A 12,824-nucleotide genomic window follows, 5' to 3' on the forward strand; every position below is an offset into this window, starting at 1 on the left:
CAGTTTAAGAAAAGCTTAAGGACGGGCTTTATCTCCGGTTGTGAAAACGTTAACAAAAGTGTGACACAAGCAGGTGAGTCAAAATGACAACTGGAAAAGATTGTAAGCGCTTCGTGTTAGCGTTATCATGAAACCGTAAACAAGAAGAGGAGGTTTCCCAAATATGGAGGCTAAGAAAAATACATCTTTTAAGGCTAAAGTCCAAAAATTAGGTACAAACCTAAGTAGTATGGTCATGCCTAACATTGCTGCAATTATTGCCTGGGGTTTAATTACAGCGATCTTTATGGCTAACGGTTGGTTCCCAAATGCCAAGATTGCCTTATTGATTTCCCCAATGCTTAGTTATTTATTGCCATTATTAATCGCTTATGTCGGTGGACGCTTAGTATATGAAGAACGTGGGGCCGTAGTTGGTGCCATTGCCGTAATGGGGGTTGTCGTTGGGGCTAAGGTACCAATGTTTTTAGGGGCCATGATTATGGGACCTTTAGGTGGTTGGTGCATTAAGAAATTTGACCAACTATTCCAAGACAAGATTCCATCAGGGTTTGAAATGATTTATAACAACTTCTCTAGCGGGATTTTAGGGATGTTGTTAGCAATCCTAGGGACTTACGTAGTTAACCCATTAGTTGTTGGTGGTAGTACCCTTATGGGTAAAGGAGTTGACTTTATCATCTCCATCCACATGTTGCCACTAGCTAACATTTTCATCGAACCAGCTAAGGTTTTATTCTTAAATAACGCCATTGGGAACGGGATTTTAGTTCCGTTAGGGATTCAACAAGCTGCTAGTGCTGGTAAGTCAGTATTGTTCTTACTTGAATCTAATCCTGGTCCAGGGTTAGGAATCTTGCTAGCCTTCATGTTCTTTGGTAAAGGCTCAGCTAAGGCTTCCGCTCCAGGGGCTGCCATCATTCACTTCTTTGGTGGGATTCACGAAATCTACTTCCCATACATCTTAATGAAACCAGCATTGATTATCGCCGCTATTGCCGGTGGGGTTAGCGGAACCTTTACCTTCCAATTATTAGGTGGGGGCTTAAAGGCTGCTGCTTCCCCAGGTTCAATCATTGCGATTGCATTAATGACCGCTAAGGGCGCTTACTTTGGAACATTTGCAGGGGTTTTAGTAGCCGCCGTGGTTTCCTTCTTAATTGCCGCTGTTATTTTGAAACACGATAAGTCAATGGAAGACGATGACGATTTAGCTGCTAAGCAAGCACAAATGCAAGCTATGAAGGCTGAATCAAAGGGTAAGGAAATGCCAACTGCAATGTCTGCTCAAGAATCAGTTGAAAGCTACCGTGATGTTAAGAAGGTTATCTTTGCTTGTGATGCCGGCATGGGTTCATCTGCAATGGGTGCTTCTCTTCTCCGGGATAAGGTTAAGAAAGCAGGGATTACCGATGTGACTGTTACTAACACAGCCATCAACCGCCTTCAAGATGAAGCAGGTTTATTAGTTATTACCCAAGAAGAATTAGCAGAACGGGCTGCCCAAAGAACCCCAAGTGCAATGCACGTGGCCGTTGATAATTTCTTAAGTAGTCCAAAATATGATGAAGTGGTAGCTAACTTAAAGGCTATCAGCCAATTTGAACCAACCGCTAAGGCAGAAGCAAAGACTGAGACCCAAGCTAGTGATCCAGTAGCAAACGTTGACTTTGCTAAGGTTACCGAAGTTGACTTCATCAGTCACGATCAACACAAAGGGACTGCTACAATGGCAACAACCCTTTTGAAGGAACGCTTAACCAAGGCTAATAAAGAAGTAACGGTTAAAAACGTTAAGATTAACGACTTAGATGATGATAGTAGTCACTTAGTAGTTGTAACTGCACAGGCTGCTAAGAACTTACGCCTTCGTTACACTAACGTTCAAATTGTGGTGGTTGACGACTTATTAACATCTGACAAGTACGATGAAATTGTTAAGAAATTAAACTAGTGAGGTGAGCTTAGATGGATTTACAAAAGGACATGATTGTATTAGACAAGCACGTGGCAACTAAAAACGAAGCAATTGAATTAGCGGGTAAGTTGTTAGTTGACAGTGGTTGTGTTGAACCAGAGTACATTGATTCAATGATTGCTAGAAATAATGATGTTTCTACCTACATGGGTAACTTCATTGCTATCCCTCACGGTACGGATGATGGTAAGAAGTACATCAAGAAGACCGGGATTTCTATCGTGCAAATTCCAATGGGAGTTGACTTTAGTAGCGATGACGATGCTAACTCAGAAGTAGTAACCGTAGTCTTTGGAATCGCTGGTCTAAACGGCGAGCACCTAAATATCTTGTCACAGATTGCCCTCTTCTGTAGTGATGTCAGAAATGTAGCTAAATTGGCTGACGCACAATCAAAGGACGAAATTATTAATTTATTGAAAGAGGTTGGAGAATAATGAAAGCAGTACACTTTGGAGCAGGTAATATTGGTCGTGGATTTATTGGTGAAGTTTTAGCAAGCAATGGCTTTGGAATTGACTTCGTGGACGTTAACGAAACAATCATCGACGCTTTGAACGAACGCCATGGTTACACAATTGAATTAGCGGCTCCGGGTCAGGAACAAATTACCGTTAAGAATGTTTCTGGAATTAACAACGGTAAGCACCCTGAACAAGTAGTTGCTGCCATTAAGGATACTAACCTAGTGACAACAGCGATTGGGCCTAAGATTTTGAAGTTTATTGCCCCTTTAATTGCTCAAGGAATTGAAGCTCGTAAAGCTGCTGGTAATACCGCTAAGTTAGACGTGATTGCTTGCGAAAACATGATTGGCGGTAGTCAAAGTTTGAAAAAGGATGTTTACAGTCATTTAGACGCTGAAGGTAAGGAATTTGCTGACCAATACATTGGTTTTCCTAACGCAGCTGTTGACCGGATTGTGCCACTGCAAAAGCACGATGACCCACTCTTTGTTTCCGTAGAACCATTTAAAGAATGGGTAGTTGACGAACAACAAATGGCTAACAAGGACTTGAAACTTAAGTCAGTTGAATATGCACCGGACCTTGAACCATACATCGAAAGAAAGTTATTCTCAGTTAATACCGGACACGCAACGGTGGCTTACACTGGGAAGAGCCTGGGCTATGAGACTATCGGTGACGCTATCAAGGACGAAAAGGTACTAAAACAATTAAAGAGTGTCCTTAAAGAAACTGGTGACTTATTGATTGCCAAGTGGGGCTTTGACCGGGCTAAACACGAGGCTTACCAAGCTAAGATTGTCAGCCGCTTTGAAAATACCTACATCTCTGATGACATTGCCCGGGTAGGTCGGACCCCAATTCGGAAGTTAGGTTACGATGAACGCTTCATCCGGCCAATCAGAGAAGCCAAGGAACGGGGCTTAGGTTATGCTCACCTCCTAGAAACGGTCGGCTTGATTTATCATTTCGATGAACCACAAGATGAAGAAAGTCAAAAACTCCAAGCAATGTTAAAGGAAAAAGACCTAGAAACAGTCGTTAAGGAAACAACTGGTTTAACGGACCAAGACTTAGTTGCTCAAATTGTGGCTGCAGTTAAATAAGTGCGAAAGGTTGGGGCGTTGGTCTCAACCTTTTTTAGGTAGTTCGTAAAATAAATTGAATGTAAGCGGTATCTAGCGTAAAATAAAAGGTGAATGGTGCGTTAACTTACATTAAGCGCTATTAGCTATTGGAGGGTTTTTTATGGAAAAAGTACTTGCAATTAACTCAGGTAGTTCAAGTTTAAAGTTTAAGTTGTTTGTCATGCCAGCAGAAGAAGTGATTGCGGCTGGTAAGATTGAACGAATTGGGATTAAGGATTCCCGGGTCGAAATCAAATATGGCTTGGGGCAAAAATACGAAAAGGTTGAGGATATCAAGGACCACAAGGTAGCCGTCGACCTGTTAATGAAGTTGTTGATTAAGCTTGAAATTATCCGGGACTATATGGAAATCAACGGGGTCGGTCACCGGGTAGTTGCTGGGGGCGAGTACTTTAAACATTCTGAGATTGTGGATGATGAGGTGATTAGAAAGATTGAAGAAATTCAAGACCTAGCACCACTCCACAATCCAGCCAACCTAATTGGAATTAAAGCCTTCAAGGAAATTTTACCTTATGTTTGTTCCGTGGTGGTCTTTGATACTGCCTTTCACCAAACGATGCCAGAGGAAAATTACATTTATAGTGTTCCGTACGAATGGTATGAAAAACTGGGAATAAGGCGCTATGGGGCCCACGGCACGAGTCACCGCTACGTGGCTAATGAAGCCCAAAAATTGCTGAATCAGCCTTTAAAGGACTTGAAGTTAATCAGCTGTCACCTGGGGGCAGGGGCTTCTATCTGTGCAATTAAGAATGGGAAGTCATTCAATACTTCGATGGGCTTCACCCCTTTGGCAGGACTGACAATGGCTACCCGCTCAGGGGATGTCGATGCGTCAGCGATTGCTTATGCGATGGATCACTTGGGGATTAGTTCGATTGACGAGATGCTAGAGATTCTTAATAAACAATCTGGACTCTTGGGGATTTCTGGAGTTTCCTCCGACATGCGGGATGTTAGCCAAGCGGCTAGAGCAGGAAATCACCGGGCTGCCTTAGCCGGTCAAATCTTTGAACGGACCGTAGTTGATTATATTGGCCAATACATTGCTGAAATGGGCGGGGTCGATGGCATCATCTTTACCGCTGGGATTGGTGAAAACTCCGTTTCTTTGCGGGCGCACATTGTTGAAAAGCTAGCCTACCTGGGAATTGAACTCGATGCAGGTGAAAATAGTAAGCGGGGGATTAATAACATTATCTCGACTCCTAATTCAAATGTGACGGTTATGCGGATAATGACGGATGAAGAAGTTATGATTGCCCGGGATGTAGTTGCCTTAGAAGCTAGCCAAGCAGACTAAGGAGTATTTCCTGGGAAATATAGTGGTTATGTTAACGAAAGTTAGCGTAGCCACTTTTTTTGTAGCAGGTAGAAAACTTGATAAGTTGGAAGCTTTTCCTTAGTAATAGTAGGTAAGAAGAAACAAGGGCGGTGGAAAGATGGAAATTTTAAGACCACACTTGCAACGTTACTGGCAAGAAATTGTGGGAGCAGTGCTGGCGGTGATAGTTGCAGCCGTTACGGCTTTGTGGCAACCTCACTTATTGCAGGCAGTCTTAAATGCAATTTTAACTAACGATGGTGTGCTAGTTAAGCGCTACGGAATAGAGTTAATTGTGGTTGCGCTAATTGGAATTTTGGCGGGCGTGGCCAATGTCTTTTTTGCAGCCCGCTTGGCTCAGGGAGTTACTAGTGATTTACGGGAAGAAACCTACCGCAAAATTCAAACCTTCTCCTTTGGAAATATTGAGCACTTTTCGAGTGGGAGCTTGGTGGTCCGGTTAATTAACGATATGAATCAAATTACTAATTTTGTGATGACCTTGGTAATGCAACTGATTCGGGTTCCGGTTTTATTTGCGGGCTCCTTCATCTTAGGGGTGGTGACTATTCCGAGACTGTGGTGGGTCGAGGTTAGTCTAATTACCATAATTGTCTTGGTCGCTTACTTTATCTTTAAGCGGATGGGGGCTTTATTTGAACGGGTTCAAACCTACATGGATAAGGTGAACCTTCAGGTTAAAGAAGAATTGCAGGGAATTAGGGTGGTTAAGTCCTTCAATCAAGAAGGAAAGCAACAAGCAGACTTTAACCAAACCTCAGAGCAGCTTAACCAAGTTGACCTTGTAATTGGTTACCTCTTTTCGGCTTCTTTTCCGGCCTTCACCTTGGTGTCCTATCTGGGGGTGGCCTTAGCAATCTACCTAGTAGCTCAAACAGTTACCATTCATCCCCATGAGATTGCGGCTTTAAGCGCCTATATTACCTACCTAACTATTTTAACGATGGCAATTATCATTGGGGGGATGACCTCAATGGCTTTCTCACGGGGGCTTGTGTCTTTAGGACGCATCAAGGAAGTCCTAGTGACCAAACCGGATGTTGAGTTTGAGCAAAGCGGCTTTAAGGGCAAACTGCAAGGCAATGTTACCTTCAAGGAGGTTAGCTTTGCTTACCCGGATGCTGTTAAGTGACCCTGATTTTCTGATATTGGATGAAGCAACCTCTAACGTTGATACCGTTACGGAGGCTAAGCTTCAAAAAGCAATGGATAACGTAATTGCCGGGCGGACGAGCTTTGTAATTGCCCACCGCTTGAAGACGATTATCAATGCTGATAAGATTGTGGTGTTAAAGGCTGGGACCGTTATCGAAAGTGGCAGTCACCAGGAGTTATTGGCTAAACAAGGTTTTTATTATGATTTGTACCGTAACCAAATGGCATTTGAGTAGGTGGAAAAATGAAGCTTATTAAGGCAGTAGTGACTTTAATTAGGTGGACCTTAAAACTGATTTTAACTGGGATTTTACTGATGTTGGTCGCATATTTTTTAGCAAGTTCGAATTGGTTAAAGGCAGACAATAAGCTAGCATTAGCGCTCAACCAAGGGTTAGTGCAAGTGGAAGCTTGGCTAAGCAAAGCAGGAGTTTTACCTAAGCTAGCTATGACAGAAAGAAAGGCTAGCCAGGCTGATACGGACGATAACCAGGCTCAAGGAGCTCGCTGGCCCCAAAACCAAGCCCGAGTTTACCTTGAGCTAACAGATCCGAAGTTAAAGCGGGCCTGCCTAGTGGCGATGAGTGCTTGGAACGACACGGGTGCCTTTAAGTTTGTGCAGACCACAGACAAGGATAAAGCACAGATTATCTGTCGGGCTATTTCCGATTCGACTAACGGGGCGGCTGGGGAAACGGAAACGGACTTGGCTTTACCCCAAAAGCAGCTAACCCATGCGACGGTTTACCTAAACAAATATTATCTCTTCAATCCTAGTTACAGTTATTCTTGGCAGCGTATCATCAATACGGCTGAGCATGAATTGGGACATGCAATTGGACTAAGACACACCAATGAGATTTCAGTGATGCAACCAACCGGTTCTAATTACTCGATTCAACCGGCTGATGTGACGAAGGTGCGGGAACTTTACAGTCGCTAGCAGGCAGCATTATAAAAAATCCTTGAATTAAGCACTTACAAAACTTGTTTTTAATGATTTAACGTTTTATACTTAGGTTAGGTACTAGACCATTAGTATCAAAACTCATTTTTAAGCCTTGAGAACTCCGAATTCTAAGGTTTTCTCCACAATTATGATATCTACACCAATAGTAAAAAGACCTCTCACTATCAGCTGCGGTGAGAGGTTTTTTGGTATAATCAAGGGAAAAGATAGCTAATAGGGAGGAAATTTTATGGCTTTGCTAAAAGTTAGTTTTGTTTCAGAAACCTTACACCGCGCGGTGCCGTTGGTGGTAATTTTACCAACCGATAAAATTTATAAGGCCAATCAACCAAAGCGGCCGGTCGATAAGCCCTACAAGACTTTATACCTCTTACACGGAGTTTTAGGCAACGAAGAGGATTGGCTAACCGGGACAAGGATTCAACGCTGGGCGGAGGCTAATGACTTAGCAGCGGTGATGCCAGCTGGGGAAAACTCATTTTACGTTGATAACGCCTTTACCGGCCGGGCTTATAGTCGCTTTATTGCCCAAGAGTTGGTTGAGTTTACCCGCAAGAGTTTCCCACTTTCGCCTAAAAAGGAAGATACCTTTATTGGGGGCTTATCTATGGGAGGCTACGGTGCCTTGTACAACGGGCTTAAGTATCATGATACCTTTGGTGCGATTGTTGCCTTGTCGGCGGCGCTAATGGTTGATGAAAGCTTGGCAGACCTGCCAGAGCAAGCAGAGTGGTTTGGTGCTACCAAAGCCTTTTGGCAAGGAGTATTTGGTCCCGACCTAAAGGCAGCTGGTCAAAGCGAATGCAATCTCAAAGTATTAATTAACAACTTACTAGCTCAGAAAGTAGCATTGCCGGCAATTTACCTCGCGATTGGTGATGACGATAAGTTACTTGCTGCTAACGTCGACTTCCATGAATTTTTAGATCAAAAGCAAGTGGCCCATGTCTTTAAGGTGGCTCCCGGAAGCCATGGGTGGGATTTCTGGGACCGGCATCTAAAGCGGGCCTTAGATTGGTTGCCGCTTGAACAAGCCAGCGCAGGTATTAATAGTGGAAATGTTAATTAAGTTTTTTGTTTGACATTTTTTTGATTTGAAAGTATATTAAGGTTAATCATTCTTATCTGGAAAGATAAAGTAGTCAAAGTGCTTTATCCACGACTGTAAGTACTCTTAGCTTTAAGAGGAAAGGCGTGGAGTGGCGCTTTTTTTAGTGTTAAAGGAGGTTTTTTGATGGCTACGATGACGGTGACGGAATACGATACGATTGCTGCAATCTCGACTCCCCCTGGCGAGGGTGCGATTTCGATTGTGCGGTTGAGTGGTGAAGAGGCGGTGGCCCTTGCGCAAAAAATCTTTAAGGGTAAAGATTTAAGTCAAGTGCCTTCACACACTATTAATTACGGGCATATTATTGATCCTAAGACTCAGGCAGAAATTGACGAAGTAATGGTGTCTGTAATGCGGGCCCCTAAGACGTTTACGCGTGAAGATGTAATTGAGATTAACTGCCACGGAGGGATTGTTGCGACTAATAAAATTTTGCAATTACTCCTGGCTAATGGGGCCCGGTTGGCGGAACCCGGTGAATTTACCAAGCGGGCCTTCTTACACGGGCGCATTGATTTGACCCAAGCCGAATCAGTCATGGATTTAATTCGGGCCAAAACTGACCGGTCGATGAAAGTAGCGTTAAACCAATTAGACGGTAACCTCTCCCATTTAATTAGGAACTTACGCCAAGATATTTTGGATGTGTTAGCCCAGGTAGAAGTTAATATCGACTACCCTGAGTATGATGATGTTGAGACCATGACGACTAAACTTTTGAAGGAAAAGGCTTTAGAAGTTAAAGCCCGGATTCACCAGTTATTGGAAACTGCCCAACAAGGCAAGGTCCTACGTGAAGGGTTAGCAACTGCGATTGTTGGCCGGCCTAACGTGGGTAAATCCAGTTTGTTAAATTACTTACTGCATGAAGATAAGGCAATTGTAACGGATATTGCGGGGACAACCCGGGATGTAATTGAAGAATACGTCAACGTTCGGGGCGTGCCTTTGAAATTGATTGATACCGCCGGGATTAGGGAAACCACTGATAAGGTTGAAGCGATTGGGGTAGAACGCTCGCGGAAGGCGATTGAACAAGCCGATTTAGTCATGTTGGTCCTCAACTCTAGTGAAGAACTAACTGCAGAAGACTTAGAGTTAGTAGCGGCTACTAATGGCAAGAAGCGAATTGTGATTCTTAACAAAATGGACTTGGAACCTAAGTTAGATGTGGAAGTACTCAAGCAACACGTTGATGCCGCAGAAATTTTGACCACCTCTGTTTTGACTAACGAGGGGGTAGATAAGCTTGAGGAACGAATCGCGGAATTATTCTTTGGGGGAATTGAGAACTCACAGACAACAGTGATGGTTACTAATGCGCGCCACATTGGGCTATTAAGTCAGGCGGAAGATGCGCTTGCAGCGGTGCTGGCAGGCATTGAACAAGGGATGCCGGTTGACTTAGTTCAGATTGACATGACCAACGCCTGGGACTTACTGGGAGAAATTACCGGTGACAGTTACCAAGATGAATTATTAAACCAACTCTTTAGTCAATTCTGTTTAGGAAAATAGGAAGGAAGAAAATTGAGATGAAAGTAAAGCAATACCAAGCTGAAGACTACGATGTAATTGTAGTCGGAGCTGGCCATGCGGGCTGTGAAGCCGCTTTAGCCGCCGCACGGATGGGCAACAAAACTTTATTGATGACTATTAATTTAGATATGGTGGCCTTCATGCCATGTAACCCTTCAGTTGGTGGCCCGGCTAAGGGAATCGTTGTGCGTGAACTTGACGCCCTGGGTGGCGAAATGGGACGCAACATTGACAAGACTTACGTGCAAATGCGGATGCTTAATACCGGGAAAGGGCCAGCAGTGCGGGCTTTGCGGGCTCAAGCAGACAAGCATGCTTATTCTGCCGAGATGAAGCATACAATTGAACGGGAGCCTAATTTAACTTTACGTCAAGGGATTGTCGATGATTTAATCATTGAAAATCAAACGGTTGTGGGGGTAGTTACCAATACTGGGGCACGTTATGGAGCCAAAACGGTAGTCCTAACCACGGGTACGGCTGCGCGTGGTAAAATTATCATCGGTGAATTGATGTATTCATCCGGTCCTAACAATTCGCAACCATCAATGAAGTTATCTGGTAACTTGGAAAAGTTGGGCTTCGTGCTCGAACGCTTTAAGACTGGGACCCCACCCCGGGTGGATGGCAATACCATCGATTACTCGGTAACGGAAGAACAACCTGGTGATAAAGACCCTAACCACTTTAGCTTTGAATCCAAGGACGAGGATTATTTACCAGTTAAGGACCAACTTTCTTGCTGGTTAACGTATACCAAGGAAAAGACCCACGAAATTATTCGGGAAAACTTAGAACGGGCGCCAATGTTTTCTGGGGTAATTAAGGGGGTTGGTCCCCGTTATTGTCCGTCAATCGAAGATAAGATTGTGCGCTTTACCGATAAGGACCGCCACCAACTCTTCATCGAACCAGAAGGGAGAAATACCGATGAATACTATATCCAAGGCTTTTCTACCTCAATGCCAGAAGAAGTGCAACAAGAAATGGTCCACTCCGTTCCTGGCTTGGAAAATGCACGGATTATGCGGCCTGGTTATGCAATTGAATACGATGTGGTGTCACCATACCAACTACGCCCAACCTTAGAAACTAAGCTAATCAAAAACTTGTATACTGCCGGCCAAACAAACGGGACGTCGGGTTATGAAGAAGCAGCGGGTCAAGGAATCTTAGCTGGGATTAACGCTGGCCGCCGGGCGTTAGGCAAGTCCGAAATTACTTTGAAGCGGTCAGATGCTTACATTGGGGTAATGGTTGATGACCTAGTTACTAAGGGTACGAACGAACCTTACCGTTTATTGACATCACGGGCAGAATACCGCTTGCTTTTACGGCACGACAACGCTGACTTACGGTTAACAGAATTAGGTCATGAAATTGGCCTAATTTCTGATGAACGCTATGCTAAGTTCTTGGCTAAAAAGGCTGAGATTGCGGCGGAAAAGGAACGTTTAGCTCAAATCAGAATTAAGCCTAATGAAGCAATTGATGCTTATATTGAGGCTCACGGTGACCGGCCACTAAAGGATGGGGTCTTAGCGAGTGAATTCTTGCGGCGACCATATGTTAGCTATGAAGACTTACTCCAATTTATTCCAGCTCCTGCTAAGCCATTGGATCGCCGGGTAATTGAACAAGTTGAAATTCAATATAAGTACGAGGGCTACATCAAAAAAGAAGATGCCAAAGTTGAAAAGTTGAAGCGGATGGAAGCTAAGAAGATTCCAGCCCGGATTAACTATAACGCGATTGAAGGCCTAGCAACTGAAGCCCGGCAGAAGTTAACGAAGATTCGGCCAGAAACTTTGGCCCAAGCTAGTCGGATTAGTGGGGTTAACCCAGCCGACATCTCAATTTTAGCCGTTTACATTGAACAAGGTCGGATTGCTAAAACGCAAGCCTAAACAAAAAAACTATTTCCTGGGAAATATTTCTCAGAAAATAGTTTTTTTTGCTAATACCCATTAAAAATTTAAGGAAATTGTTTGAATTGTTATCGTAAATTTGGAAAAAATAGACTAAAATAAAGGTAAGGTCATCCAGTCAGGGGGGATGTTTTATGTTTAGAGAATTTATGAAATTGCTAAAGCCAACCGAAGCCAGTATTAAGGGCAATTTAGAGGAAATTAATGCCCGCGTTGGCCAAATTTTAGGACCACTGACCATTGGGGTGGGCTTTGTTGGGATTATCTATAACATTAATAATCACGCAAGTGTTCCCTCCTTTGTAGTAAACGTCCTAGTCGACTGTTTTTTAATCTTAACTAGTGTGATTTTACTCGCTTACAGCAACTACCGCCTAAGTAGGTAGGCGTTACCATTAATCATGTTAAGGAGATTCGCTCGAATAAAACTAAACTGCATTACGACGAGTTAACAAACTTAATGGATATCTACAACCTCCGGCAGGTTGGCGAAAAAATTTTGATTGATCAAAATTACCGCCAAAAGGGTCTGAGCTTTGTCTTTTTAGATTTAGACAATTTCAAGTTGATTAATGAAAAGCACGGGTTTAAAGCTGGGGACAAATTGTTGCGGTTTGCAGCCGACTTTATTAAGGATGCCTTTATGCAGGACTTTATTGGCCGGGCCAGTGCGGATCACTTCGTGGTTATTTCAACTTTGCCCCTGACCGAGGTTAAGGATAGGATTAAAAAGCTCCACGAAGAGATTGGGACTTACAGCCAAAAGGAAATCATCGAAATCAAGGCGGGGATTTATTACCTAGCTCCAGATGAAGAAGTTGGCCAGGTCAGCACCTATTTTGATAAGGCTAAACTGGCTTGCAACAGCATTAAGTATAAGTTTAATGCCATCTCCCGCCTTTACGACCAAAGTATTGAACAGGAGTTGTTGCGGCGTAAGTATATTGTCGATAATTTAGCCAAGGCGTTGGAGAATGGCGAAATCAAGCGCTACTACCAGCCAATCATTCGGACAATGACCAAAAAGGTCTATGGGCTAGAGGTTTTGGCCCGATGGCATGACGATAAGGTTGGAGCCATTAGTCCAGATGAATTTATCCCGACCCTAGAGAATGTCAGGTTAATTCATTAATTTAGGGCGGGATACCAGTGGTTTTAACCACTGGAGGGATAGCCCTCA

General features: G+C 43.6%; 11 protein-coding genes and 1 pseudogene. All 12 read left to right on the top strand.

Annotation, left to right across the window (positions count from 1 at the left end; all coding sequences use genetic code 11):
- The first annotated feature begins 163 nt into the window (after nt 1-163).
- The 12 genes and pseudogenes from FC14_RS00340 to FC14_RS00395 all read left to right on the top strand — a co-directional run bounded on the left by FC14_RS00340 (nt 164) and on the right by FC14_RS00395 (nt 12,776).
- On the top strand, nt 164-1,954 hold the full coding sequence (locus FC14_RS00340; protein WP_056975608.1) for a PTS mannitol transporter subunit IIBC: 1,791 nt from the start codon (nt 164-166) through the stop codon (nt 1,952-1,954).
- A gap of 14 nt (nt 1,955-1,968) precedes the next feature.
- Nucleotides 1,969-2,415, top strand: coding sequence for a PTS mannitol transporter subunit IIA (locus tag FC14_RS00345; RefSeq protein WP_050611488.1), 447 nt, complete (start codon nt 1,969-1,971; stop codon nt 2,413-2,415).
- The gene (locus FC14_RS00350; protein WP_056975610.1) at nt 2,415-3,551 is read left to right on the top strand and encodes a mannitol-1-phosphate 5-dehydrogenase; all 1,137 of its coding nucleotides are present in this window, start codon (nt 2,415-2,417) and stop codon (nt 3,549-3,551) included. Before FC14_RS00345 ends, FC14_RS00350 begins: the two co-directional genes overlap by 1 nt.
- A 142-nt stretch (nt 3,552-3,693) precedes the next feature.
- On the top strand, nt 3,694-4,899 hold the full coding sequence (locus FC14_RS00355; protein ID WP_056975612.1) for an acetate/propionate family kinase: 1,206 nt from the start codon (nt 3,694-3,696) through the stop codon (nt 4,897-4,899).
- Between the two features lie 139 nt (nt 4,900-5,038).
- Entirely contained in the window at nt 5,039-6,073 is a 1,035-nt protein-coding gene (locus FC14_RS00360; RefSeq protein WP_056975614.1) for an ABC transporter permease, read from the top strand.
- Nucleotides 6,063-6,332, top strand: a pseudogene (locus FC14_RS10480) (ABC transporter ATP-binding protein); the annotation flags it as partial. The gene FC14_RS00360 and the pseudogene FC14_RS10480, both read left to right, overlap by 11 nt.
- Nucleotides 6,333-6,340: 8 nt before the next feature.
- Entirely contained in the window at nt 6,341-7,039 is a 699-nt protein-coding gene (locus FC14_RS00370) for a M57 family metalloprotease (protein WP_056975620.1), read from the top strand.
- A gap of 256 nt (nt 7,040-7,295) precedes the next feature.
- The gene (locus tag FC14_RS00375) at nt 7,296-8,135 is read left to right on the top strand and encodes an alpha/beta hydrolase (protein WP_056975622.1); all 840 of its coding nucleotides are present in this window, start codon (nt 7,296-7,298) and stop codon (nt 8,133-8,135) included.
- Nucleotides 8,136-8,300: 165 nt separating this feature from the next.
- Nucleotides 8,301-9,695, top strand: coding sequence for a tRNA uridine-5-carboxymethylaminomethyl(34) synthesis GTPase MnmE (gene mnmE, locus FC14_RS00380; RefSeq protein ID WP_056975624.1), 1,395 nt, complete (start codon nt 8,301-8,303; stop codon nt 9,693-9,695).
- A gap of 17 nt (nt 9,696-9,712) precedes the next feature.
- Nucleotides 9,713-11,623: a tRNA uridine-5-carboxymethylaminomethyl(34) synthesis enzyme MnmG gene (gene mnmG, locus FC14_RS00385; protein ID WP_056975626.1), complete on the top strand. Its 1,911-nt coding sequence runs from the start codon at nt 9,713-9,715 to the stop codon at nt 11,621-11,623.
- Between the two features lie 155 nt (nt 11,624-11,778).
- Entirely contained in the window at nt 11,779-12,030 is a 252-nt protein-coding gene (locus FC14_RS00390) for a hypothetical protein (RefSeq protein WP_056975628.1), read from the top strand.
- A gap of 47 nt (nt 12,031-12,077) precedes the next feature.
- Complete coding sequence (locus FC14_RS00395) at nt 12,078-12,776, top strand: diguanylate cyclase domain-containing protein (RefSeq protein ID WP_268872170.1); 699 nt, start codon at nt 12,078-12,080, stop codon at nt 12,774-12,776.
- Nucleotides 12,777-12,824: the final 48 nt, after the last annotated feature.

This window comes from Ligilactobacillus agilis DSM 20509 (assembly GCF_001436215.1).
Taxonomy (GTDB): domain Bacteria; phylum Bacillota; class Bacilli; order Lactobacillales; family Lactobacillaceae; genus Ligilactobacillus; species Ligilactobacillus agilis.